The sequence below is a fragment of the Microvirga sp. BSC39 genome (genome assembly GCF_000739015.1).
Taxonomy (GTDB): domain Bacteria; phylum Pseudomonadota; class Alphaproteobacteria; order Rhizobiales; family Beijerinckiaceae; genus Microvirga.
Window position 1 is genome coordinate 14,088 of the sequence record NZ_JPUG01000049.1, and the last position, 24,537, is coordinate 38,624.

General features: G+C 63.7%; 23 protein-coding genes and 1 tRNA gene. 14 read left to right on the plus strand and 10 right to left on the minus strand.

Going from position 1 to position 24,537, the window contains the following annotated elements; all coding sequences use genetic code 11:
- Positions 1–99: 99 nt before the first annotated feature.
- Together MA07_RS06260 and MA07_RS06265 are read right to left on the minus strand one after the other, a co-directional pair.
- On the minus strand, positions 100–1,398 hold the full coding sequence (locus tag MA07_RS06260) for an ATP-binding protein (protein WP_036348174.1): 1,299 nt from the start codon (positions 1,396–1,398) through the stop codon (positions 100–102).
- 57 nt (positions 1,399–1,455) lie between these two features.
- Positions 1,456–2,520, minus strand: coding sequence for a lysylphosphatidylglycerol synthase domain-containing protein (locus MA07_RS06265; protein WP_052002884.1), 1,065 nt, complete (start codon positions 2,518–2,520; stop codon positions 1,456–1,458).
- A gap of 263 nt (positions 2,521–2,783) precedes the next feature.
- Here MA07_RS06265 and MA07_RS06270 point away from each other — a divergent pair, with 263 nt between their 5' ends.
- The 3 genes from MA07_RS06270 to MA07_RS27570 all read left to right on the plus strand — a co-directional run bounded on the left by MA07_RS06270 (position 2,784) and on the right by MA07_RS27570 (position 6,356).
- Positions 2,784–4,175 (plus strand): PAS domain-containing protein, encoded by a 1,392-nt coding sequence (locus tag MA07_RS06270; protein ID WP_160195395.1) that lies wholly within the window; start codon positions 2,784–2,786, stop codon positions 4,173–4,175.
- A gap of 6 nt (positions 4,176–4,181) precedes the next feature.
- Entirely contained in the window at positions 4,182–4,727 is a 546-nt protein-coding gene (gene cobU / locus MA07_RS06275; protein ID WP_036348107.1) for a bifunctional adenosylcobinamide kinase/adenosylcobinamide-phosphate guanylyltransferase, read from the plus strand.
- 471 nt (positions 4,728–5,198) lie between these two features.
- Positions 5,199–6,356 (plus strand): transglycosylase SLT domain-containing protein, encoded by a 1,158-nt coding sequence (locus MA07_RS27570; RefSeq protein WP_052002885.1) that lies wholly within the window; start codon positions 5,199–5,201, stop codon positions 6,354–6,356.
- On the opposite strand, the gene MA07_RS27575 is transcribed toward MA07_RS27570, so the two are convergent.
- Entirely contained in the window at positions 6,311–7,636 is a 1,326-nt protein-coding gene (locus tag MA07_RS27575) for an MFS transporter (protein ID WP_052002886.1), read from the minus strand. The genes MA07_RS27570 and MA07_RS27575 overlap by 46 nt on opposite strands.
- A 159-nt stretch (positions 7,637–7,795) precedes the next feature.
- Entirely contained in the window at positions 7,796–8,026 is a 231-nt protein-coding gene (locus tag MA07_RS06295; RefSeq protein WP_036348114.1) for a hypothetical protein, read from the minus strand.
- Positions 8,027–8,216: 190 nt separating this feature from the next.
- Between MA07_RS06295 and ggt the strand changes: the two genes are divergently transcribed.
- The 7 genes from ggt to MA07_RS30015 all read left to right on the plus strand — a co-directional run bounded on the left by ggt (position 8,217) and on the right by MA07_RS30015 (position 15,946).
- Complete coding sequence (gene ggt, locus MA07_RS06300; RefSeq protein WP_036348117.1) at positions 8,217–9,971, plus strand: gamma-glutamyltransferase; 1,755 nt, start codon at positions 8,217–8,219, stop codon at positions 9,969–9,971.
- 59 nt (positions 9,972–10,030) lie between these two features.
- Positions 10,031–10,948 carry a dTDP-4-dehydrorhamnose reductase gene (gene rfbD / locus MA07_RS06305; protein ID WP_036348120.1) on the plus strand — a complete coding sequence of 306 codons (918 nt, stop codon included), beginning with the start codon at positions 10,031–10,033 and terminating at the stop codon, positions 10,946–10,948.
- Positions 10,949–11,019: 71 nt separating this feature from the next.
- Entirely contained in the window at positions 11,020–12,210 is a 1,191-nt protein-coding gene (locus MA07_RS06310; RefSeq protein WP_036348122.1) for an O-succinylhomoserine sulfhydrylase, read from the plus strand.
- A 304-nt stretch (positions 12,211–12,514) separates the two neighbouring features.
- Complete coding sequence (locus tag MA07_RS06315; RefSeq protein WP_036348124.1) at positions 12,515–13,651, plus strand: TRAP transporter substrate-binding protein; 1,137 nt, start codon at positions 12,515–12,517, stop codon at positions 13,649–13,651.
- A 110-nt stretch (positions 13,652–13,761) separates the two neighbouring features.
- Positions 13,762–14,346, plus strand: coding sequence for a TRAP transporter small permease subunit (locus MA07_RS06320; protein WP_036348127.1), 585 nt, complete (start codon positions 13,762–13,764; stop codon positions 14,344–14,346).
- Positions 14,346–15,683 (plus strand): TRAP transporter large permease subunit, encoded by a 1,338-nt coding sequence (locus MA07_RS06325; RefSeq protein ID WP_036348131.1) that lies wholly within the window; start codon positions 14,346–14,348, stop codon positions 15,681–15,683. The genes MA07_RS06320 and MA07_RS06325 overlap by 1 nt, the downstream gene beginning before the upstream one ends.
- A 98-nt stretch (positions 15,684–15,781) precedes the next feature.
- A complete protein-coding gene (locus MA07_RS30015; RefSeq protein ID WP_160195396.1) occupies positions 15,782–15,946 on the plus strand; it encodes a hypothetical protein in 165 nt (54 codons plus the stop codon).
- Between the two features lie 147 nt (positions 15,947–16,093).
- On the opposite strand, the gene MA07_RS29510 is transcribed toward MA07_RS30015, so the two are convergent.
- Positions 16,094–16,675: a hypothetical protein gene (locus MA07_RS29510; RefSeq protein ID WP_152568755.1), complete on the minus strand. Its 582-nt coding sequence runs from the start codon at positions 16,673–16,675 to the stop codon at positions 16,094–16,096.
- Positions 16,676–17,013: 338 nt separating this feature from the next.
- Here MA07_RS29510 and MA07_RS06340 point away from each other — a divergent pair, with 338 nt between their 5' ends.
- Complete coding sequence (locus MA07_RS06340; protein WP_036348140.1) at positions 17,014–17,424, plus strand: hypothetical protein; 411 nt, start codon at positions 17,014–17,016, stop codon at positions 17,422–17,424.
- A 268-nt stretch (positions 17,425–17,692) separates the two neighbouring features.
- On the opposite strand, the gene MA07_RS06345 is transcribed toward MA07_RS06340, so the two are convergent.
- Positions 17,693–17,768: transfer RNA gene (locus tag MA07_RS06345), tRNA-Glu, on the minus strand.
- Positions 17,769–17,889: 121 nt separating this feature from the next.
- Between MA07_RS06345 and MA07_RS06350 the strand changes: the two genes are divergently transcribed.
- Together MA07_RS06350 and rpoH are read left to right on the plus strand one after the other, a co-directional pair.
- A complete protein-coding gene (locus MA07_RS06350) occupies positions 17,890–18,861 on the plus strand; it encodes an RluA family pseudouridine synthase (RefSeq protein WP_036348180.1) in 972 nt (323 codons plus the stop codon).
- Between the two features lie 188 nt (positions 18,862–19,049).
- Positions 19,050–19,940, plus strand: coding sequence for an RNA polymerase sigma factor RpoH (gene rpoH, locus MA07_RS06355; RefSeq protein ID WP_036348143.1), 891 nt, complete (start codon positions 19,050–19,052; stop codon positions 19,938–19,940).
- 73 nt (positions 19,941–20,013) lie between these two features.
- On the opposite strand, the gene MA07_RS06360 is transcribed toward rpoH, so the two are convergent.
- Genes MA07_RS06360 through MA07_RS29515 form a run of 3 tightly spaced genes read right to left on the minus strand, consistent with a single transcriptional unit; the run spans position 20,014 to position 22,850 of the window.
- Complete coding sequence (locus MA07_RS06360) at positions 20,014–21,213, minus strand: hypothetical protein (protein WP_036348146.1); 1,200 nt, start codon at positions 21,211–21,213, stop codon at positions 20,014–20,016.
- A gap of 33 nt (positions 21,214–21,246) precedes the next feature.
- Positions 21,247–22,539, minus strand: coding sequence for an adenylosuccinate synthase (locus MA07_RS06365; protein WP_036348149.1), 1,293 nt, complete (start codon positions 22,537–22,539; stop codon positions 21,247–21,249).
- An 11-nt stretch (positions 22,540–22,550) separates the two neighbouring features.
- Positions 22,551–22,850 carry a hypothetical protein gene (locus tag MA07_RS29515; protein ID WP_152568756.1) on the minus strand — a complete coding sequence of 100 codons (300 nt, stop codon included), beginning with the start codon at positions 22,848–22,850 and terminating at the stop codon, positions 22,551–22,553.
- Between the two features lie 327 nt (positions 22,851–23,177).
- On the opposite strand from MA07_RS29515, the gene MA07_RS06370 reads away from it, so the two are divergent.
- Positions 23,178–23,531, plus strand: coding sequence for a hypothetical protein (locus MA07_RS06370; RefSeq protein ID WP_036348152.1), 354 nt, complete (start codon positions 23,178–23,180; stop codon positions 23,529–23,531).
- A 75-nt stretch (positions 23,532–23,606) separates the two neighbouring features.
- Here the strand turns inward: MA07_RS06370 and MA07_RS06375 are convergent, their stop codons facing one another.
- Positions 23,607–24,470 (minus strand): type 1 glutamine amidotransferase, encoded by an 864-nt coding sequence (locus MA07_RS06375; RefSeq protein ID WP_036348155.1) that lies wholly within the window; start codon positions 24,468–24,470, stop codon positions 23,607–23,609.
- Positions 24,471–24,537 lie beyond the last annotated feature (67 nt).

Below are 24,537 nucleotides of genomic sequence, written 5' to 3' on the forward strand. Positions count from 1 at the left end.
GACGGATGTCTCCTCTACGACAGTTGGATGACAATTACATGACACCCTCGAAGGATCCCTTGGAATGTCTCGATTTCCGTCCTGGGGAAAGTTGGCTGATCAGGAGCGCGCCTCGGGCAACGTCACCGTGAACCGAGCGCCCTGCCCCGGCTCGCTGGCGATGTCGAAATGGCCCCGATGGCGATTGACGATGTGCTTGACGATAGCCAGTCCCAGGCCCGTTCCGCCCTTGTCGCGGCTCTGCGCTACGTCGGCCCGGTAGAACCGCTCGGTCAGGCGCGGCAGATGCTCGGGCGCAATGCCGGGTCCGTAATCCTGAACGGCGAAGGTGACGTGGGGACCCTGCTCGCCGTGGGAGGCCCCGATGCTATCGACCTCTATGTCCACCCTGCCGCCGCTTTCGCCATACTTCACGGCATTCTCGATCAGATTCTCCGCCACGCGCAGAAGCTCGTCGCGGTCCCCGCGCACAAGGATGGACTGCCCGGGCAGCTTGGCCTGGATGACGACGCCCCTCTCCCGGGCCATGGGCGACAGGGTCTCCACCATCTGGGACACGATGGAGGCCAGATCGACATTCTGGGTCGGCGAGACATGCGCCCGCATCTCGATGCGCGACAGGGACAGGAGATCGTCGATCAATCGCTTCATGCGCTGCGCCTGCCCCTTCATGATGTCGAGGAAGCGCTCCCGGGCCTTCACGTCGTCGCGGGCCGGACCCTGCAGGGTCTCGATGAAGCCGAGGACCGAGGCTAGGGGAGTGCGCAGCTCATGGCTCGCATTGGCCACGAAGTCGGCCCGCATGGCCTCCAGGCGCCGGGCCGAGGTGAGATCGCGAAAGAACAGGACGACCCCGGCCTGAACCCCGGTGCTGGGCGCATCGGCCTGGAGGGGACCGATATGAACCTCGAAGGTGCGCTCGGTGGGAACCCGTTCGGAATATTCCACCTTCAGGGGCTCGCCCTTCTCCAGAACCCTCTGGATGCCGTCGAGCACGTCGGGGCTGCGGAGAGCGAAGGACAAAGGATGCCCCGTCTTCAATCCGCTCAGGAGCCCATAGGCGGCCTTGTTGCCCTCAAGGACCACGGCGCGCTGATCCACCAGGATGACCGGATCGGGGATCTGGGCCAGAACCGCCTCGGCGATGCTCGATTGCTGGGGCTTGTTTGGCTGTGATCGAACCCCGACCCCGAGGCTGCGCTTCGGACTGGCAACCAAGAAGCCAGCCATGATGGCAACGGCAGCCCAGAGCAGAAGCCAGGCATCTCCATTGCCCTGCACCAGGGCAACAATCACCATGACGAAACACGTGACCACCGCAGCCCGCAGGGCTGCATCACGCAGGAGTGCAGCGCCCTGGAGTTTGGGTTCCGGCGTCGGATCTTTGGGATCGCTCATGGAACGGAGGGTCTCGGAAAAGTTGCCTGCCTTCTTTAAGGCAGGCACCGGCAGGTGTCATCTCCCGCCAAGCTCTGCCCCAGCGGCGACCTCATCGTCATCGGGTTTGAACGAGAGCCGCGCCGCCCGGATCCGATTGCGAATTTCATAGCCCCCCAGAAGCGCGAGTGCGATCACGAAGGGCACGAGATAATAGCACAGACGGTAGAGGAGCAGCGCTCCCAGGACCGGCTCTCTCGGGTAACTTGAGAGGGCGAGCAGGATGGTGGCCTCGAAGACACCCAATCCACCCGGTGCATGGCTCGCCACCCCCAGCATGACGGCGAAGATGTAGACCGCCACGAAGGTCTCGAAGTTGAGGCCATGTCCGCCCGGCAGGAGCACGAAGAGAACCCCCGCGCCTGCACAGACATCGCCGGCGCCGATCAGGATCTGGGCCAGGGACAGCCGAAAGCCCGGCAGCTCCAGCTTCCAGCCCTGGATCTTCACGGAGCGGCGCTTGAGCGAAACCCAGACCATGTAGGTCACGACGAAGACGGCGGCGCCCAATCCGACAAGCTGGTTCATCCAGATATGCGTATAGACGAGGCTCGCCAGCTCGTCGGCCTTGCTGATCAGGCTCCAGGCGAGCACAAGGGCCATGCCGAGCCAGAAGGTCACCCCGGCGATCACGGTGAGGCTTGCTACCCGCCCCGGCTTCACGCCCTTGGGCGAATAGATCCAGTAGCGGACCGTTCCGGCCGTGAGCAGCGGGAAGCCCAGGGTGAAGCTCACCGCATAGCTCGTGAAGGAAGCCAGAGCCGTGGTGCGGTAGGGGATCTGCAGCTTGAGCTGGCGCAGTGCAATGGCGTCGTAGCAGGTCAGCAGGCCATAACTGATGGCGGTGAGGAGCACCGCCAGCCCGATCTGACGCGGGCTAGCGGCCGTGAATGCGGATTTCAGCTCATAGACGTCGATGTCGGATACGATGTGCCAGAGAACGACCAGCGAAGCGCCGAACAGAAGAATGCTCGCGGCCATCCCGATCCAGGCGAACCGGCGGGAGCGGCGCTCCTTCGGCTGAAGGGCTTCGGCAGATGACATCTCCGGTGGAGGCACCGGGCGGGAGCTCATATCGTTCATGAAAACTGTCAATCAGCCTCAGCGGAGGAAAGATCGCATCAAGGTGCGCGGGCTGTCCTGCATCTAGGCGCTGACGAGGAGAACCGCCAGACGCAGGCGGCCTTTTAATGGTTTCGCCGGACTGACGCTACTCTTTGAGCCGAGAAAATGCACATTGGGGCGGATGTGGGTTGTCAGCCTCGAAAAAGGCCTACAACAATGCTTGCCTGAGCTAAGCCGAATTGTGAGTGACTTTGGCCGTATGGGTGGCCCGGGAGTTCTGCGTGGATTTCAAGGATACAGAAACCCAATATGCCGTTCTGGCGGAGTCTCTGCCCCAACTCGTCTGGTCGTCCCGACCGGATGGATATGTCGATTACGTCAACCGCCGCTGGCGTGAATATACAGGCCGTTCGGGCGAGCAGATCTTGGGCGACGGATGGCGGGAATCCGTTCACCCGGACGATCTGGCTCAAGTCCAGGATCATTGGAAGCGCTCCCTCGAATCCGGACAGGCCTACGAATGGGAATACCGGATCAGGAGCGCCGCAGGAGACCACCAGTGGTTCTTAAGCCGTGCGATTCCGATTCAGGACCTCACCGGCAGGATCACTCGCTGGTTCGGCACGAGCACCAATATCGATGAGCAGAAGAGGACGGAGGAAGCCGCCCGGATGCTCGAGAGCCAGTATCGCCTGGCTCTGGAGGCTGCCCATCTCGGCACATGGCAGATCGATCTGGATAACAACCAGATCACCTGGGACGAGGAAAGCTGCGCCCTCTACCACATCCCGCACAATGGATTGTACAGCCTCCCGCTCGACAAAGCCTTGAACATGATCCATCCCGAGGATCGGGAGGACGCGAAGGCGCGGATCGCCGCTGCCGCCGCTCCAGACTCGGACGGCAAATACGACAACCGCTACCGGGCGCAGCTTCCCGACGGGAGCCTGCGCTGGTTCCGTTCTCACGGGCAGGCCCTTCATGTGAACGACGGCGGCACGCGCCGCGCCGTCAGTCTTTATGGCGTGATCAGCGACATCACGGAGCGCCAAGCCCTCGAAGAGGCACAGAAGCTTCTGACCAGGGAACTCAATCATCGCGTGAAGAACCTGTTCGCCATCGCGAACGGCATGGTGTCGATGACGGCCCGCACGGCCAAAGACCCCAAGGACATGGCGACGGCCCTGCGCGGGCGCCTCAGCGCCCTGTCGCGGGCCCATGAGCTGGTCCAGCCAGCCTCGATAACGGAGCCTGGAGCCGGCACCGACGTCGAGCTCTCCCGCCTGATCGAGGCTGTCCTCGAACCCTACAGGCAATCCGGCCAGAACAGGATCGCCATTGAGGGCCCCAGCGTTGCCGTGGGCTCCAACACGACGACGAGCCTTGCCCTGGTCCTGCATGAGCTCGCCACCAACGCGGCGAAATATGGGTGTCTCTCCTGTCCGGAGGGCGAGCTCACCATCCATTGGACGCTCCAGGGCGAGGACGTGGACCTCCTCTGGACCGAAAGCGGCGGCCCTTCCATCGAGGCCCCTCCAAGCTTCGAAGGGTTCGGCACGCAACTGTCTCAGAGGAGCATCGCCGGACAGCTCGGAGGCACCCTCGATCGGGACTGGCGGCCGGAGGGCCTGCGCGTTCACATGGTCGTTCCCGTCAACCGGCTGAGCGCCTGACCGGTCATGCCTGTGTACCGTCGTGTCCTGGTCCTGGGCGGCGCGCGCTCCGGCAAGAGCCGCTCGGCCCTGCAGCTTGCCGAGCGGGCCTCATCACAGCGGATCTATGTGGCGACGGCGCAGGCCTTCGACGATGAAATGCGCGAACGCATCGCTCTCCACCGCCTGGAGCGCGACGCTTCCTGGCAGACGGTCGATGCCCCACTGGAGCTGTCGCAGGCCATCCAGGCTCAAACCGGTCTCGGAAAAGCCGTGCTTGTGGATTGCCTGACCCTCTGGCTCTCCAACATCGTGCTCGCGGAACGGGACCCGGCTCATGAGGCCGAACGGCTGATCGGCGCGGTTCGGGAGGCCCAGGGCCCCCTCATCCTAGTGTCGAACGAGGTGGGTCAGGGCATCGTACCGTCGACCCCGCTCGGGCGGTCCTTCCGCGACGAGCAGGGGCGCCTGAACCAGCGGATCGCGGAAGCCTGCGATGCGGTGGTCTTCGTGGCCGCGGGTTGCCCGATCCTGCTGAAGCCGGCCCCTCCCCTGGACCTGAGACTGGCCTGAACACGCGATTTTCGCGGCCGGTTGAGCTGCGCCTCATGGCCTCGATCTCGGCCGGCATCGAGGGACCTCGGCAAATCGTGAGACGAGCCGGAAGGGCTCGGCGCGGGAGTTGCTGTGAACACCTGTTTTCCGAACGCCGCAAGCTCAGGATCAACCGGGCTGCACTGCCCCAGGATAACCTGAGCAATTTCCTAGGTGCGGCGGAATGACCCGCACTTTATAGTTAATGGCCTGCCTCATACACGTCTTCGCTCCAGTATTCCTTGGAATGCAGGAGTTCTTTGAAGATTATCCCCTTTGTCCGGATAGTTGCAAAAGGTCGCATGTGGGAACAAAGTCCAATCTCACCGTTAAGCTGACCCATTCTGGACATATCTGACACGCACATACTCACCTCACTTGAACGAAGAACAACCGCAAACCTGTCGCGGCGCGGCAGTGAAGCGGCGCATTTCTAGGGGGCTTCTTCATATGCAGATTGCACTGACAGCGTCTCGCGACGCATGCCAGCAGAAGGCTATTCGCCTGGACTTCGGACAGCACAGCGGCCTCCAGGGACGCTGCACGGCTCAGAAGCGTCCCGCCCTTCAGGGAGGTCAGACCCTGCTCAACCTGACCAAGATGCTCGGCCTCGGCGCCTGCATGACGCTGGCTCTCGGCACCGCCGCTATGCCCCAATCGGCCTCGGCTGCAGAGCAGAAATCAGCCCTTCCGGCGGCTTTCGATGCCGGCGAAAAAGCCATCAAGGTTCCAGCCCAGCACGCGCAGCCTTTCGCCGCGTCGGCGGGTGATGCCACTCCGGCTGATCCGCTGGAAGCCATCGTCACGGTGGCGTCGGCTGAGGCCAACCAGGCCGATCTGCAGAGGCAGATCATCCTGACCATTCCGCTGACCAATCCGGCAACCCGGGTCGGCAGCGACGACGACAAGCCCGTCTCGCGGGAACTCACGGATTATATGGAATTCGAGGAAATGCGCGTGCCCGTGTGGATCGTGGACACGATCCTGCGCGCCTCCAAGATGACCGGTGCCGATCCTGTCTACATGATGGCTCTCGCGGACAAGGAGTCGAGCTTCCTGCCCGGCAACAAGGCCTCGACCTCCTCGGCCGTAGGCTTGTTCCAGTTCATCACGAGCACATGGCTTGAGGTCGTGCGCTCCTTCGGGCCTGCCCATGGCTTGGATGCGGAAGCACAGGCCATCGAGCGGGTCGACGGCAAGCTCGCCGTGGCGGACGAGACCATGCGCGAGCACATTCTCGGGCTGCGCCGCAATCCCTACATCTCGTCCCTCATGGCCGCCGAGATGATGAAGCGCGACAAGGCGAAGATCGAAACAAGGCTTGGGCGCAAGCTCAACCGTTCCGAGTTCTACATGTCTCACTTCTTCGGCGTGGACAGCGCCAGCAGGTTCATCGCCCTGGTGGATGACACCCCGAAGAAGAGCGCACCTGCCGCCTTCCCGGCTGCGGCGAAGTCCAACAAGTCGCTGTTCTTCACCAAGGACGGCAAGAAGACCCGCCAGCTCAGCGTGGCCGAGGTCTATGGCAAGATCGACGACATGATCGACAAGCGGCTCAACCGCTACGGCGACGTCTCGACCCGCGTGGCAGGGGACCTCCCCTTCTGATCGGATGCCTCCGCCTCTCCGTCTGAGTCAGGGTGGTGAGGCTGGGAATCTTCTGTGCCGATCTCCGCCCGAGGCGCCAGACCCGCCGACGCGGAACTGCTGGGTGCTATATCGGCAAAGCCGCCTTTGGCAGGCGGGCGCTGCACCCGGATGATCCGCATCACGATGAAGGCGGCAAGTCCCAGTGAAGCCAGGGCCGCATAGATGAAGAGGCCCTGAGGCCCAAGGACCTCCATGGCCAGCGCCCCGAGAAGAGGGCCGATGGTGACCCCTGTCGCCCAGGAAAACAGCAGGGTGCCGACGGTGGACACGATCTGCCCCGGATCGACGATATCGCAGGCATGGGCGACGCACACCGAGTAGATGCAAAGGGCCAAGCCGCCCCAGGCTGCAAACGACCACAGGATCAGCAGGCTTGCATTCTGCGCGCTGGCCCAGAGAATCAGGAGCGAGACCAGGCTTGTCCCTAAGGCCAGGGCTGCGATCACGTAGCGTCGGTCGGCCCGATCGGAGAGCCATCCGAGCGGCCATTGCATCGCGAGACTTCCGGCCTGCAAGGCGAAGAGAAGCGCCGCAGCTTGATCCTGGCTCAATCCGATGCTGACGCCGAACACCGGCGTGATCGCGATGACCGGTCCATTGACCAGACCGACCACGAAGGCTCCGACCACCGCTGAAGGAGCCGTCGCAAACAGTTTCCTGACTTCGATCCGCACGCCCTGCGGGGCGTTCGGCTCCTTCGTCGTGGTGGCCGCGATGGGAAGAAGCGAGAGCGTGATCAACGCGCTCACCGCCATGAACAATCCGTCCGTGCGGATGTCGCCGAAGCTGATCCCGAGCGGGGACAGCATCAGGGCGACCTTGGTGCAGATCATGTAGATGGAGAGGATCCGCCCGCGATGACTCGACGTGGCCCGGGCACTGATCCACCCGTCGGTGACGGTGAAGATGCAGGCGAGCGTGACGCCCGTCAGTCCGCGCAGCAGAATCCAGGCCAGCGTCGAATGAGCCTGCGTCATGGCCAGGATCAGCACCGACACCACCGCCGCCAAGCTGGCGAAAGCCCTGATGTAGCCGACATGGCGGATGAAGCTCGGCGCGAGGAAACAGCCTGTCGAGAAGCCCACGCCATAAGCAGCGGCCACGACGCCGATGGAGGCTACAGAAATGCCCTCCGCCTGCATGCGCAGCGGCATCAAAGCCTGCAGAAGACCGTTCCCGGCCTGCAGGAGGGTCGTGGCGGCCGTGATGGTCCAGATCAGAGCAAGGGAGGAGTTCACGATCGAATCGATGATGGGAGGCGGCAGGCGCGAAGGTCACCAAGATAGAGAGCAGGTGACGCCCAAGATCAAGAGTCGATCCGGTTCCTATGATGGTCTTTGATCAGTCTGCATGCCCGACCCCTTCGGCCGGACATGCTCAGCCTTGCGCTCAGAAGCCTACTGGCTCGGCTGGCTCTTCTGAAAGCTGGCGAAAAGATAAAATCCGTTGAAACGCACGCCTTCCATGGCGGCTTTCCGGTCGAACCCCAAGGGGGCATCCTGACTCTGGACCCGCCCGCCGAAGCGCCAGTGCGGCTCCACGACGAAGGGAGGAACAGTGCGCTCCTCCGGGACGGCGCAGACGAGGCCGTCCAGTTTCGTACTCTGGAACAGATTATATGCGTACATGTCCTGCTCCTTTTCTTCTCGCGACGAATCGCATCCTGCCCGCCAACAGTGACAGGAGTGTGATATTGCAGCGCAGCATCAGCAGAATTTCTTCTTTTTCGCCACGGAATGGAAGTGGCGCAAAGGGATGATCCTTTGTTAGGCTCACCCATCCTCATGGGATGAGTGCAACAACCAGGGAGCACGCCGCATGACCACTCAGAGCACCCTTCGCCGAAGCCTCATGGGGCTCGGTCTCCTGGCCAGCCTGCCCTTTGCGCCACTCGCATTGGCTCAGGCGGTCGCACCTTCCCCCGAGGCACCCACGGGTCGCACGGCCAAGTCCGTCGGCACCGCAACGAAGGACATGGTCGCCGCGGCCAATCCTCTGGCGGCCCAGGCCGGCCGCGAAATCCTGGCGGCGGGCGGGAGCGCCGTCGACGCGGCCATTGCGGTTCAGCTTGTTCTCAATCTCGTCGAACCGCAGAGTTCAGGCATCGGCGGTGGCGCCTTCATGGTGTTCTGGGACGGCCGCACTATGGCGACCCTCGACGGGCGCGAAACGGCGCCCGCCGCTGCCAAGCCCGAGCGCTTCCTTGGCCCCGACAGCAAGCCGATGAAGTTCTACGATGCCGTGGTGGGCGGCCGCTCGGTCGGCGTGCCGGGAACGCTGCGCCTGCTCGAAATGGCGCACAAGAACTGGGGCAAGCTGTCCTGGCAGCAGGTGATCGAGCCGGCGGCGCGTCTGGCCGAGGAAGGCTTTGCCATCTCGCCACGTCTCAACGGCCTGCTGACCCAGGAAAAATACCTCCAGAACGATCCGGTGGCGCGGGCCTATTTCTATGAACCCGATGGCAAGCCCAAGGCGGTCGGAACCATCCTGAAGAACCCGGCCTTCGCCAAGACGCTCCGCACCGTCGCCGAGAAGGGGGCAGAGGCCTTCTACACCGGCGAGATCGCCCAGGATATCGTGGCGACCGTGACGGGGCATCCGACCAATCCCGGCGACATGACCCTCGACGACCTGAAGGGCTACAAGGTGCAGGAGCGTGAGGCCCTATGCGGCACCTATCGCACCTACAGAATCTGCGGCATGGGCCCGCCGAGCTCCGGCCAGGTCGCCGTGCAGCAGATGATGGGTGTGCTGGAAACCCAGGACATGGCGGCCCTAAAGCCCGGACCCGACGCGGCACACTGGCTCGCAGAGGCCGGCCGCCTGGCCTACGCGGACCGCGCTCTCTTCCTGGCCGACCCGGCCTTCGTGAACGTTCCCGTCAAGGGCCTGACCGATCCCGGCTATATCAAGAGCCGCGCCGCCCTCGTCGATCCGAACAAGTCCATGGGCAAGGCCAAGCCCGGCGACCCGCCGTTCCAGAAGACCTTCCTCTGGGGACCGTCGGACGGCATCGAGTACGGCACGAGCCACATCTCCATTGTCGATCGCAACGGCAATGCCGTGTCCATGACGACCACCATCGAGGATGGCTTCGGTGCGCGGATCATGACCAAGAGCGGGTTCCTGCTCAACAACGAGCTGACGGACTTCTCGTTTGCCACAACAGAGGAGGGCAAGCCGATCGCCAACCGCGTCGAGGCCGGCAAGCGTCCGCGCTCGTCCATGGCCCCGACCATGGTGCTCGACGGCAGCGGCAAGCTCTATGCGGTGGTGGGCTCGCCGGGCGGAAGCCTGATCCCCAACTATGTGGCCAAGACGCTCGTGGGCATTCTGGACTGGAAGCTCGATCCCCAGGTGGCCGCCGATCTGCCCAACATGGGCAGCCGCAACGGACCGACGGAGCTCGAGGCCGGCACCGAGGCGGAAGCCTGGAAGGCAGCGCTCGAGGCCAAGGGGCATGAGGTCAAGCTGATCGACCAGAACTCCGGCATCCATGCCATCGTTGTCACACCGGCGGGGCTCGTCGGCGGTGCCGACAGCCGCCGCGAAGGTGTTGCCATCGGCAATTGACATGTCATTGGCAGCTCGTGCCAGAGGGCTGCTTCCACATCGAAGAAGGTTCGAGTTCCATGCGTATCATCGTCATCGGCAAAGATGGGCAGGTCGCCCGCTCCCTGGCGGAGCGGGCGCGGGCTCACGGGGCACAGGCCGTTCTCGTCGGCCGCCCCAAGCTCGACCTTGCCGATCCGTCGGGCATTGAGGATGCCCTGGTTGAGACCGGGGGCGACATTATCGTGAATGCGGCCGCCTATACCGCCGTCGACCAAGCCGAGTCCGCTCCGGAGCTGGCCGAGGCCATCAATGGAATCGGCGCCGGTGTGGTGGCCGGCGCAGCGGCCGCCATGAACGTGCCCCTGATCCACATCTCCACCGACTACGTGTTCGACGGCACGGCCGACCATCCCTACCGGGAGGATGACCCCGTCTCCCCTTTGGGCGTCTATGGTGCCTCGAAGCTTTTGGGCGAAGAGGCCGTGGCTGCCGAGGCCGAGAACTACGCCATCCTGCGCACCGCCTGGGTCTACAGCCCCTTCGGCAAGAACTTCGTCAAGACGATGCTGCGCCTTGCGGGCGACCGCGACGAGGTCGGTGTGGTGGCCGACCAGCACGGCTCGCCGACCAGCGCCCTGGACATCGCGGACGGCATCGTCGCGGTCTGCCGCAACCTGCTGGAGAGGCCCGAGGACAAGAACCTGCGCGGCGTGTTTCACATGGCCGGCTCGGGCTTTGCCAACTGGGCGGAGTTCGCGGCCGAAATCTTCGCCCTGTCGTCTCACCTCGGCGGGCCCTCGGCGAAGGTCCGGCCGATTGCCACATCGGACTACCCGACCCCTGCCAAGCGGCCGGCGAACTCCCGGCTCGACTGCACCAAGCTCAAGGAGGTGCATGGCGTGGTGCTGCCGCCCTGGCGTTCGTCGCTCGAGCCTTGCGTGAAGCGCCTCCTCGAGGAGACCCGCAGGGAGTTTCTCCGAAGCAATGCAGGCTGAGCGCGGAAGCGGAGACTTTCCGTCAGAAGAAGACGGTTGTTCTTTATAAAGAACATCCCTAGGATCGCTTCATGACCACGCCCGAAGAGTCCCGCTACCGCCTCGAAACCCGCCTCGTTCACGAGGGCAACCAGCGCACACCGTTTGGGGAGACATCCGAGGCGCTGTTCCTCACTCAGGGCTTCGTCTACGAGAGCGCCGAGAGCGCCGAGCGGCGCTTCCTGAACGAGGAACCCGGCTACAGCTACAGCCGCTACTCGAATCCAACCATCGATGCCTTCGAGCAGCGCATCGCCGGTCTCGAAGGCGCGGAAGCCGCGCGCGCGACGGCGAGCGGCATGGCGGCTGTCACGGCCGCCATGGTCGGGCAGGTGCAGGCCGGCGACCATGTGGTGGCCGCGCGTGCGCTCTTCGGCTCCTGCCGCTGGGTGGTGGAGGATTTTCTGCCCCGGTTCGGTGTCGGCTGCACCCTGGTCGACGGCGCGAACTTAAGCCAGTGGCGCGAGGCTGTGAGACCTGAGACCAAGGCGTTCCTGCTGGAGACGCCGACCAATCCGAGCTTGGAGATCATCGACATCGCGGCCGTTGCCGAGATCGCCCACGCGGCCGGCGCGACGCTCACTGTGGACAACGTCTTCGCGACGCCACTCTTCCAGAAGCCGCTCGCGCTCGGTGCCGACTGCGTCGTGTATTCGGCCACCAAGCACATCGATGGCCAGGGCCGATGTCTGGGCGGTGTGATCCTCGGCTCCACCGCGTTCATCGAGACCAAGGTGCAGCAGTTCCTGCGCATGACGGGACCGTCGATCTCGCCCTTCAACGCATGGGTTCTTCTGAAAGGCCTCGAGACGCTCCCCCTTCGCGTCGAAAGGCAGACGGCCACCGCCGGCGCTCTTGCGGACGCGCTCCACGATCATCCCAAGCTGCGGCGCCTGACCTATCCGGGTCGCCCTGACCATCCGCAGGCTGAGTTGATCCGGCGCCAGATGAGCGGCGCCTCGACGATGATCGCGCTGGACGTCGAAGGCGGCAAGGACGGCGCGTTCCGCTTCCTGAACGCTCTGAGGCTCATCCGGATCTCCAACAACCTGGGCGATGCGAAAAGTCTCGTCACCCATCCGGCCACCACAACCCATCAGCGCTTCACGCCTGCGCAGCGCGCCGAGATGGGCATCACCGATGGGCTGGTTCGCCTGTCGGTCGGATTGGAACATAAAGACGACCTGCTCGAAGATCTCGCCCGCGCCCTCGACAAAGCCTGACCATCACAAGCGCGTGATGCCGATCTGAGGCCGCCTCGAGACAACCGGCTCACATGCGTGTTGCCCGCCCGGCCTTGGGATGCTTCGTCGATGGAGCAGCAGCGCCAACAAGGTCTTTGTAGAAGAAGATCGACGCAGAACATCGGCCCGGAAAGTCAAACTCATCTAAGCCAGAGGTCTATATCGCTCACCCTCCCGCGCCCCTTGAAGTCACAGGGGAAATGACACACCATCCTCTGCGGAATAACGCGTTCCAGCATAAGAAAACGCGATCCTCACAATGATATGGTTGAGGGAGGAAGCAGTGAAAAAAGATAAAACACCAGCGTCTCAGACTCCGAGTGCATCCAAGCAGTCTCGCCGTCGGTTCCTGCAAGTCGCCGGCCTGGGAGCGGCGGCAACAGTCGCAGCCCCTCAGGTCTCCAGAGCCCAGACGGCTACCTGGAAATTCCAGTCGACCTGGCCGAACCGCGACATCTTCCACGAGTTCTGCAACGACTACGCCAAGCGCATCAACGACATGTCCGGCGGGCGCCTGAAGATCGACGTTCTCGCCTCCGGCGCCGTCGTTCCGGCCTTCCAGCTGCAGGATGCGGTGCATGCGGGCATTCTCGACGGCGGCCACGGCGTTGCGGCCTATTGGTACGGCAAGAACAAGGCCTTCGCCCTGTTCGGCACCGGCCCGTCCTTCGGCTGGAACGCCAATTCCTTCCTCGGCTGGATGAACTATGGCGGCGGCTACGATCTCTACAACGAGCTGCAGCAGCAGATCCTCAAGCTCAACATCGTCGGCTTCCTGTCGGGTCCCATGCCGGCCCAGCCGCTCGGCTGGTTCAAGAGCGAGGTGACCTCGGCCGATGCCTTCAAGGGCCTGAAGTACCGCACGGTGGGCTTGGCCGCGGACCTCAATCGCCAGCTCGGCGCAGCCGTCACCATCCTGGCCGGCGGCGAAATCGTGCCGGCGCTGGAGCGCGGCGTCATCGACGGCGCCGAGTTCAACAACCCGTCCTCCGACCTCATTCTCGGTTTCCCGGACGTGTCGAAGAACCTGATGCTCCAGAGCTATCACCAGTCCGGCGAAACCTTCGAGCTCATCTTCAACAAGGCCAAGTACGATGCGCTCCCGGCGGAGCTGAAGGCCGTTCTCAAATATGCGGCGGAATCGGCCTCGGCCGACATGTCGTGGAAGGCGCTCGACCGCTATTCCAAGGACTTGGAGGCCATCCGCGGCCGCGGCGTGAAGGTCACGAAGACGCCGGACTCGGTGCTGAAGGTTCAGCTCGATGCCTGGAACAAGGTCATCGAAGAGTTCTCGAAGGATCCGTTCTTCAAGAAGGTGATCGACAGCCAGAAGGCCTGGGTGCAGCGCACTTATGCCTACGAGCGCTTGAACGAGCCCTCGCGCGACATGGCCTACGACCACTTCTTCAAGACCACCTGAGAGCGGCCATCCGGTCAGCCTCGATCCGAGGCAGAGTCTACAAGCCACGAGGGCGGCATGCATGATGCCGCCCTTGCACTGTCCCGCAGGCTTCCGGAAGGGCCTCGCCCATGCGCTTCGTCTACTTCATCGACCGCATCAACACAGTCATCGGCAAGACCGTTGCCTGGGCCATTCTCGCCCTCACCTTCGCGGTCTGCTACGAGGTGTTCTCGCGCTATGTGCTGCGAGCCCCGACGGAATGGGCGTTCGACGCGAGCTACATGCTCTACGGACTGCTCTTCATGGTGGCCGGCCCTTACACGCTTGCGCGCAACAGCCATGTGAGAGGCGACTTCCTCTACCGCAACTGGCGCCCGCGCCGGCAGGCGGGTTTGGACCTCGTGCTCTACTTCCTGTTCTTCTTTCCCGGCATTCTCGCCCTCGTCTATGCCGGCATTCCGTTTTCCCAGATGTCATGGATGATGAACGAGCACTCCATGAACTCGCCGAACGGACCGCCGATCTATCCCTTCAAGGCTCTGATCCCACTTGCAGGCATGCTGATGACGTTCCAGGGCATTGCCGAGGTCATCCGCTGCATCCACTGCCTGCGCACGGGCGAGTGGCCGCAGCGCCTGCATGACGTGGAAGAAACCGAAAAGCTCATTCTCGAACAGGCCGAGCAACAAGGCCTCACCAGGGGGGTCATCTGATGCTGGCATCTTGGGGGCTGGGGAATCCCGAACTGGGCGTGGTGATGCTCGGCCTGTTCGTGGTCTTCATCATGTTGGGGTTTCCCATCGCGTTCACGCTGATGGCGCTGGGCTTCGGCTTCGGCTACTTCGCCATGGGCGACATCGTGTTCGCGCTCGTGGTGCAGCGGGCCTATTCCGTGATGACGAACGACACGCTCGTGGCCATCCCGCTCTTCGTCTTCATGGGCTACATCATCGAGCGGGCGAACATCCTCGACCGATTGTTCTACTCGATCCAGATCGCCATCGGGGGCCTTCCCGGATCGCTCGCCATCGCAACGCTGGTCACCTGCGCCCTCTTCGCGACCGCGACGGGAATCGTCGGCGCGGTGGTGACCCTCATGGGCCTCCTCGCCTTCCCGGCCATGCTGAAGGCAGGCTATGACGTGAAGCTTTCCGCAGGCGTGGTCTGCGCAGGCGGATGCCTGGGCATTCTCCTTCCGCCGAGCGTGCTGCTCATCCTGTACGGCGCGACGGCCGGCGTGTCCGTGCCGAAGCTGTATGCGGGCGCCCTCTTCCCGGGCCTCATGCTGGCGGCACTCTACACGTTCTACGTCATCGTCCGCTGCGCCATGAATCCGAGCCTGGCGCCGAAGCTGCCTCCGGAAGAGCGCACCGTTCCTCTGACGAAGATCATCTGGTCCCTGGCGACATCCTTCTTCCCGCTTGCGCTTCTCATCCTGTCGGTGCTCGGCGCCATCTTCTTCGGCATCGCGACCCCGACCGAGGCGGCGGCCGTCGGGGCGCTGGGCAGCCTGCTGCTGGCGGCCGCCTACCGGTCCCTGTCGTTCGGAAAGCTGAGAGAGTCGGTCATCCTCACCGCCCGCACCTCGGCCATGGTGTGCTGGCTGTTCGTGGGATCCTTCATCTTCTCGTCGATCTTCGCCTTTCTCGGCGGGCATCAGCCGGTCGAGAATTTCGTCACTAGCCTGAACCTCTCACCCTTCTGGTTCCTGATCCTGACGCAGGTGATCATCTTCGTGCTCGGATGGCCGCTGGAATGGACCGAGATCGTCGTGATCTTCGTGCCGATCTTCCTGCCGCTCCTCGACAATTTTGGCATTGATCCGATCTTCTTCGGCGTGCTGATCGCCCTCAACATCCAGACCTCGTTCCTGTCGCCGCCGGTCGCCATGGCACCCTTCTACCTGAAGGGCATCGCGCCGCCGCATGTGAGCATCAACGAGATCTTTGCCGGAGTGATGCCATTCCTGTTCCTCGTCATCGTGGCTATGGCCATGTTCTACACCTTCCCGGACCTTGGCCTGTGGCTGCCGCGCTACCTCTACGGCTGAGGCTCAAGGACTGACTGACCTGCGAGGTTTCCGGCTACGCTAGGAACCCTCGCAGCGGCTTCACGTTGGCCTCCTGTTCGTGCCCGAAGGAGGCCACCATGAAATGCCAGTTCTGCCAGCAAGACGTGGACGACCCTTGCCACAACAAGCAGGAGATGCAGCAGCGCGCCGCAAGCCATGTGGACCGCTGCGAGCATGCCCTGAAGGATCAGCAGGGCATGAGCTCCGGAGCCCACCGCCGCGACATTCAGAGCGGCAGCTGAGCCCATGTCCGGCAAGGGCGAGGATCACGCTCAGGGCTTGGCCGAGCAGAGCGTGAACACCAGCATCGTGCATCCAAGCGAGAGCAGTCCGGATCATGCCGAACGGGGCGATCGCTCGAGGGGTAACCGGAGCCTGACCGAGAACGATCAGCGCAAAGGTCTCGAAAAGACCGACTCCACTGCCCCGGGATCAAACAACCGAAACAAACCATAGGAGAAAGCCATGGCTTGCAAAGCCCGCGCGAGACCATCCTGGAAGAAGCATAAACGCTTCAAGGGAAAACCTTCCGGATCCCGCAAGGCTCGCGTGACCCAGCGCAGCTGATCCCCGGCAAGCACTCCCGACGGCCCGCCGATGCGGGCCGTTTTGCATGTGACCGGGAGGAACTGCGATCTGGACTCCACGTTGGCCCTTGAGCCAACAATGAAACCGAGGTCAAGCTTATGATCTGCGCATTCTGCCAGCAGGACGTGAACGAGCCGTGCCACACCATTCAGGAAATGCAGCAGCGGGCCGAGAGCCACGTCGACCGCTGTGAAAATGCTTTCGAACGACAAGGCGGTGGGAGCCGCCCGCAGCGCGCGCCATCGACAGATATTCAAAGCGGCGGCCGGAAGAATTGAGCTTTGCTCCCACCGGGGAGACTCTGAGCCATGCTCACAAACAACGCGGGGAGCCTTAACTCCCCGCGTTGTTTGTTCTGATGCCGGACTGAGATCGGACTGCATGGACCCATGTCCTGCGTATTGTCCTTGAGCATGCTCTGAAGGATGAGCGTCAGGCCTTGGTCGACGCTCTTCCCAAACCGATCATCGCGCGCACAGCACCCGCATGAGTTTTCCCCGGTTCACGGTCGAGCAGAATCTTGATCTTTGCTTCAGGAATAGCGTCCATCCCTGCGGTGCTTTCACTCCACTAATTCGAACCATCAATACTATATCTAATCACGTTATATAGTTAAGTTAACTTAGTAGTTGCTTGTGATTTAACGCACATCCTTCATTGTGAACTCGGCTGTAATCAGAAGAACAAATCAGCCAGGGAATACTTTTCGGAGGACCAGTTCATGCACGCATCGTCACTCAGCTTCAGACTCGCCGTTCTGTTCGTCATCGCCGGCATGGCTATGGGGATCGGCATGGCCGCGACCCAGAATCACGCCATCATGCCGGCCCATGCCCATCTCAATCTGCTCGGATGGGTCTCCCTGTTCCTCTTCGGCATCTACTACGAGCGCCGCCCTGCCCTCGATGCCAGCCGGCTGGCCATGATCCAGGTTGTCCTGTGGTCGGTCGGCACCGTCGTGCTCACGGTTGCGGTCGCTGCCATCCATCTCGGCTATCATGCCGCCGACCCGATCGCCGCGTTGTCGTCCCTGATCGTGCTGGCCGCCATGCTCCTGTTCGCCTACTTCGTCTTCCGTCCGGCGCGGGATCATTCCGCCAGCCCGGCAGCCCACCTGACGCCGGCCGAATAGGACCTCATCCGGTTCATGTCGAGCATGACGGAACCCATGCGCGACATGAACTCTGTTACGATCAGCAACGCCACATCGCTCACAACAGCGGGAGGGAGGTTCTCCCAACAGTGCTGTCGGTCGGGCTCGATCAGCGCTTCAATCCGTGCTGATCGAGAGCAAGACCGGGCTCATGTGATCCGATGTCGTCGCAATCTGACCGTTCTGTGCGGGTTGTTTGAACCAAAAGAAAAGCCCCGCCGAAGCGGGGCTTTTTCTCGGACACCTTTGGCGCTCCCTAGGGGACTCGAACCCCTGTTTTCGCCGTGAGAGGGCGACGTCCTAGACCGCTAGACGAAGGGAGCTAGCAAGGTGGAGGCCGCTCGTATAACCACCCTTCTGATTTGCTTCAAGCCCTTTTGCTGAAAAAAGCGAAGGCCGACCGGAAATGAGGATGCGGTGAACGATGTGACGCGGCATGAATGGATGTTGGAGGATGGTCTTGCGCCCGAGCGGCTCGATCGCGTGCTGGCGCGGCTCCAGGGAGACCTGTCGCGCAGCCGCCTTCAGGCTCTGATCCGCGACGGTCAGGTGACCGTCGACGGCTCACCGGTGCTGGACCCCAACAGGAAGGTGGCAGGCGGTGCCAGTATCGGATTGAGCGTGCCTCCGCCGGTGCCGGCGGAGCCGGCCGGCGAGGTGATGGCGCTCAGCATCATCTATGAGGACGACGACGTGATCGTCATCGACAAGCCGCCCGGCCTCGTGGTCCATCCGGCGGCGGGACACGAGTCAGGCACGCTGGTGAACGCGCTCATCGCCCATTGCGGCGAAAGCCTGTCGGGCATCGGCGGCGTGAAGCGGCCGGGCATCGTGCATCGGCTCGACAAGGACACCTCCGGCCTGCTGGTGGTGGCCAAGAACGATATCGCCCATCAAGCCCTCTCGGCGCAGTTTGCCGACCACGGCCGCACGGGCCCGCTGGAGCGGGCCTATCTTGCCATCGTCTGGGGCGTGCCCGAGCGCCGGCGCGGAACCGTGGAGGCGGCGCTCGCCCGCTCCACCCACAACCGCGAGAAGATCGTGGTGGTGGGCGAGGAGCGCGGCCGCTATGCCATCACCCACTACGAACTCCTGGAGAGCCTGTCCCCTGCACAGCCCCTGGCGAGCCTAGTCCGGTGCGAGCTGGAAACGGGACGCACGCACCAGATCCGGGTTCACATGGCCCATCTCGGGCACCCGCTCCTCGGCGATGCCACCTACGGCTCAGGCTTCAAGACCAAGGCGAACCGCCTCTCCGAGCGGTCGCGGGAGGCGCTCACGGCCCTGGGCCGGCAGGCCCTGCACGCGACCGTTCTCGGCTTCGAGCATCCACGAACCGGCGAGTTCCTGCAGTTCGAGAGCCCTCTGCCGGCTGATCTGGCTGCCCTGCTCGAGGCTCTGCGGGCGGAAATTTAGCGTCAATGGGTCGCAAAATTCAGCCACGCTGGCACCCTTGCGATTCTGATGCGTTCACCACGTCTTGAAGCCTGACGCCTCTATTCGGACGAGATTGAACCGATTATATGAAGAGGTTGAGCGGCCAGCCATGGGAGGGGGCCGCTGCAGGCTTGCCTCGCGGTGAGGGAGCCAAAGGAGGAGACACGATGGCTACAGCGCTTCCGGTGCTTGCCAATGAAGGAGGCCTTTCGCGCTATCTCGACGAGATCCGTCGCTTCCCCATGCTCGAGCCGCATGAGGAATACATGCTCGCCAAGCGTTGGCGCGAGCATGGAGATCGCGAAGCAGCCCACAAGCTCGTTACATCCCACCTGCGCCTGGTCGCCAAGATCGCCATGGGCTACCGCGGCTACGGTCTGCCGATCGGCGAGGTGGTGTCGGAGGGCAATGTCGGCCTGATGCAGGCCGTCAAGCGCTTCGAGCCCGACAAGGGCTTCCGCCTCGCCACTTATGCCATGTGGTGGATCAAGGCGGCGATTCAAGAATACATCCTGCGGTCCTGGTCCCTCGTGAAGATGGGCACCACCGCGAACCAGAAGAAGCTGTTCTTCAACCTGCGCAAGGCTAAGGGCCGCATCTCCGCCTTCGAGGAAGGCGACCTGCACCCTGACAACGTCAAGCAGATCGCCACCCAGCTCGGCGTGACCGAGCAGGACGTGGTGGACATGAACCGCCGTCTCGGCGGCGACTCGTCCCTCAACGCCCCCCTGCGCGACGAGGGGGAAGGCGGTGGCGAGTGGCAGGACTGGCTCGTGGATCAGGGCCAGAGCCAGGAGCAGGTGCTCGTCGAGGAAGAGGAAGGCCAGAACCGGCTCAAGGCCCTGCGCAACGCGCTGTCCGTCCTCAATCCCCGCGAGCGCCGCATCTTCGAAGCCCGGCGCCTCTCGGACGATCCGATCACCCTGGAGGAGCTCTCCTCGGAATTCGGCGTCTCCCGCGAGCGCGTTCGCCAGATCGAGGTGCGCGCCTTCGAGAAGATCCAGGACGCGGTCAAGAAGAACCTGACCCAGATCGAGACCTCGTCGGCCGACGCCTAAAGCTTCACGGACGGATCAATATAAAAAGCCGCGCATGAAGCGCGGCTTTTTGCTGTCGGAGGCCTGGACAGGTCTACTGCCACTGGCTGAAAGCGTCGTTGATGATCTGCTCGCCGGAGCCGCCCTTCTCGAAGCTTAAGATGGCTCGCTGGCCCGAGGCCATGCGCACCGGGAGATCGATCCAGTTGCGGCGCACGAACAATTGGGTGTTGCGCGCCACATCGGCCTGCAGGTTGGAGAGGCCGATCAGGAACAGGTTCTCGCGCACGGGCACCGGCAGGCCGGCCACCGGGGTGCCGCGGGCCGCCTCCTCGCTCTTGAACTGCAGCAGTCCCACGTCACGGATCACGCGGTTGGTATCGCTCGCACGGGTCGTGAAGGTCAGCTCGACCGTGTGGGAGGCGGGCAGCGTCGTGTCGAGATTGCGCCGCAGCACCATCCTCATGGTCAGCCCGGCATCCGGGATGTCCACATTGGCGATCACCGCCCGCTCCAGCGGCTGGCCCTGGCCCGGATTCACGTCCTCCAGGCGCCACGTCACCCGTCCGACCTGCGCCTTGGGGGCCGAAGGGTTGGCGGGATCCTCCTCGTAGAACACCGCCCGCTGAGCGACGCCCGTTTCCTGGCGCAGCGCCGGGTTGGGAGTTGCGGCCGGGGGCGGCGCCTGCCCTCCCCCCACGCGCTCGCCAATCTTGGAATCGGCAGGCGGCGTCGCCGGGGCCTCCGCGACCGGGGTCTCGGGGGCGAGATCCTCGGGCCGGTCGCGCCACAGGAAAGCGAAGGCCGCAATCGCCGCGATCACCAGCGCCAGGACGGAGCCGAACACGATGGTGCGCCCGCGGCCCTTGTTCTGCATGGCCGGATGCGGCCGGCTGTCGATCTTGGGCCGGGCCATGGCGGGCTCGGCATAGGGCTCTTCGATCTCTTCGTCCTGAGCCGGCTGAGGGGCCGGCGCCCGCAACCCGTGGACCGAGGCTGCGCCGCGCGAGCTTTCAGACCCCGGTCGCACCGGCGGCTCGTCGCTCAGCCTGGCGGAAGAGTGGTCGACATCGAACCCGGCCGGCGGCGCATGATCCGCCTCCACCCTGGCGATGGCCTCGTCGAGGGAGCGGCTCTCCTGCTGGATCTCCGCCTCGGACAGGGGCGGGTTGAGCGAACGCAGCTGCGCGATCAGTGCCGTTCGGGCACGCTCATAGACAGCGTGCCGCGTGTCGGGATTCTGCTCGGGCAGGCCTTCGACGGCTCGGGCGATGAGGGGGTAATAATCTGCCATTTCTCTTCGGAATGACCCGCTGCGGCTCCGCCGTCAACCCTCAAAGGGGTTCTTCATGAGGATTGTGTCGTCACGCTCCGGCGAGGTGGACAGCACCGCGACCGGGGCGCCGATCAGCTCCTCGACCCGGCGGACATACTTGATGGCCTGCGCCGGCAGGTCCGCCCAGGAGCGGGCGCCCGCGGTCGAGCCGCTCCAGCCCTCGAACTCCTCGTAGATCGGCTCCACGCGGGCTTGAGCTCCCTGGCTCGCCGGGAAGTAGTCGATGGTCTGGCCATCGAGCTTGTAGCCGACGCCGATCTTGATGGTCTCGAAGCCGTCGAGGATGTCGAGCTTGGTGAGCGCGATGCCGTCGATGCCCGAGGTGCGCACGGTTTGGCGCACCAGGGTGGCGTCGAACCAGCCGCAGCGGCGTTTGCGGCCCGTGACCACGCCGAATTCCTTGCCCTTCTGGCCGATCAGTTCGCCGGTCTCGTCGAAGAGCTCGGTCGGGAACGGCCCCTCGCCCACGCGGGTCGTATAGGCCTTGGCGATGCCGAGCACATAGCCGACGGAGCCCGGGCCGAGGCCGGAGCCGGTCGCCGCCTGGCCGGCCACCGTGTTGGACGAGGTGACGAAGGGATAGGTGCCGTGATCGACGTCCAGCAGCGCGCCTTGCGCGCCCTCGAACAGGATGCGCTTGCCGGCCCGGCGCTCGTCGTCGAGCAGGCGCCACACGGCATCCATGTAGGGCAGCACCTTGGGTGCGACGGAGGCCAGCTCCTGGTAGATCTCCTCGGGCTTGAACTCGTCGAAGCCGAAGCCGCGGCGGAGCGCATTGTGGTGCGTGAGCAGCCGGTCGATCTTGTCGCGCAGCGACGGGAGATCGGCCAGATCCATGAGGCGGATGGCGCGGCGGCCTGCCTTATCCTCGTAGGCCGGACCGATGCCGCGCTTGGTGGTGCCGATCTTCGTGCCGGCGCTGCCGCTTTCGCGCAGCGCATCGAGCTCGCGATGAATCGAGAGAATCAGCGTGGCGTTCTCGGCCACGCGCAGGTTCTCGCGGCTGATCGAAACGCCCTGCTCGCTCAGGCGCTCCACTTCGCCGGCCAGCGCATGCGGGTCGAGCACGACGCCGTTGCCGATCACGGAAAGCTTATTGGGACGCACGACGCCGGAGGGCAGGAGCGAGAGCTTGTAGACCTTGTCGCCGATCACGAGGGTATGGCCGGCATTGTGACCGCCCTGGAACCGCACGACCACGTCCGCCTGTTCGGACAGCCAGTCGACGATCTTGCCCTTGCCCTCGTCGCCCCACTGGGCGCCCACGACAACCACGTTCGCCATCGCTCAAACCCTCACATGAAAAAGCCCCGGCGCAAGGCCAGGGCTGGGTAAAAACCTTGCAAACCCTCATGGTGGATCATGCGCCTCAGGTCAAGGCGGAATGAGCCCTGCATCCCCGCATGATAAACACCGGAAAGGCGGGAATGTGGTTTGGCATGTTCGACCTCATGAATGGATTGATGAAACAGCCAGCGCCTGTGGGCCCGCAGCTGGTGCTGCGAGCCTTTGAGGCAATCGAGGGTGGCGCGTTGGGCAGCCCGGCTCGATGATGTGTGGTTGATAAGGAAGAGCCGAGATGCCTCTTCGCGCACGGCTTCTTTAGGCGGACAAGCGATGCCAGCCCGGTGACCGTCTCAGGCGGGGTCCGTCTGCTCGACGGGGGCCTGAGACCGGTTCCGACCACCGGCCCACAGCTTGGGCCTCCTGTCGGTGCTGCTTGCGAGGCATCACCACAGGACCGTGCCTGCTCCCACACTGCGACGCCTCGCGAGCGCGCCCCTCTCAGGAACAGATCTAAGGAAACTGTATAGCTTAGCTTAGGTGATCCGTCAAGAACAAAATAAGAACATCATACCGGATGCGAAACAGAGTTCCGGAACTCGAACCGGCGCTGTATGAGTCGGGGAGAGGATGCCTTCATGAACCCGCTTATCTCTGCGCCCGTTCTCGTTCTGCTCGCGGCCAGCCTTTCGGCCTGTGTAACTGCGGGAAACCCCCGCGCCGATCTTATTCCGATCTTCATGGATCAGTTCAAGAAGTGCTACATCCTCCCTCGACAAGCTGTGGGCGGCGAGGTGCCGGTGCTTGAGGTGCGATTGAACCTGGATGGCTCGCTTGCGCAGGAGCCCAAGGTGGTTCGTGGAGATCCGAATTCCTTGAATACCCTGGCAGCATTGAAGGCCGTGAAACGCTGTGCACCTTTCCACATCCCTGCGAGCATTGCTCACCGCTATGCGCAGTGGAATGTTATGCGGGTTGCTTTCGAACAGTAGTCACTCCGTCAGGCCGCGTTTGACGCTGCCGTCTAAGCGCCTTCTTCATCCCTACCCGGGAGCGGAATCTCCGGATCACGCCCGTCCGCGGGCGCTCTTCTCCGTTCGCACCCGATGTTCGATGAAGTTGCGGATTTCGCGCGTGCGGCGGACGGGCTCGAGAACCTCCGCGTCGATGCCGTGGCGCCAGGCGAGATCGAACCGCGTCGGATCCTTGTCGAGCGCCGCCAGATCCTCCGCGTAGGCAAGTGCCTCCTCGGGGGTCCGGCAGAAGCCCTCCCGAACGAGGATATCGGTGCGGCGGCTCAGGATTGCCGCGAGTTCGCCGAGCGAAAACTCCGGGTGGTACTGCACGCCCCAGAACGTGCCGCCGTCGCGGCGGATCTCGGCCGCCTGAACCGGCGAAATCGCGTTGCTCGCAAGAACCGTGCAGTCCTCCGGCACGACTGTCACCATGTCGAGATGGATCGCGGGCGCATCATAGGAAGCCGGGCGCCCGTCGAGCAGCGGATGCTCCCTGCCGGCCTCCGTCCGCGTCAGCCTGCGGGCGATTCCGACCTCGCGCCCGAGGGGGTTCTGGCGCACGTCTCCCTCGGCCGCGACCGTCGCCACCTGCAGCCCCCAGCAGGAGCCGAAGGACGGGGTCCGGGAGGCGTAGATCGCCCGCATCAGGTCGATCTGGCTCAGGATGTCGGGCGTGCGGTCGTAGATGTTGAGATGGGAGCCGGTGAGCACGATGCCGTCATAGGATTCGAGCCCCGCCGCATCCGGCAGGTTCGCGCCCTCGTCCGTCGGGAACGCGATATCGCAGACGGCATCCGTGGCGATCCCCTGGATCACCTCGGAGTAGGACTCGGAGAGCGTGAGTCCATAGGCGTCCCTGTGGGCCTGCCTTGCGCCCCGCGTATTGCCCTCAACCACCAGAAACCGTAAGGCCATGCGTGTCACCCGCTTGCTGTCGTGCCGGTTTAGCCGAACGGCGCACGGCGGCAAGTGCAATAAGGTC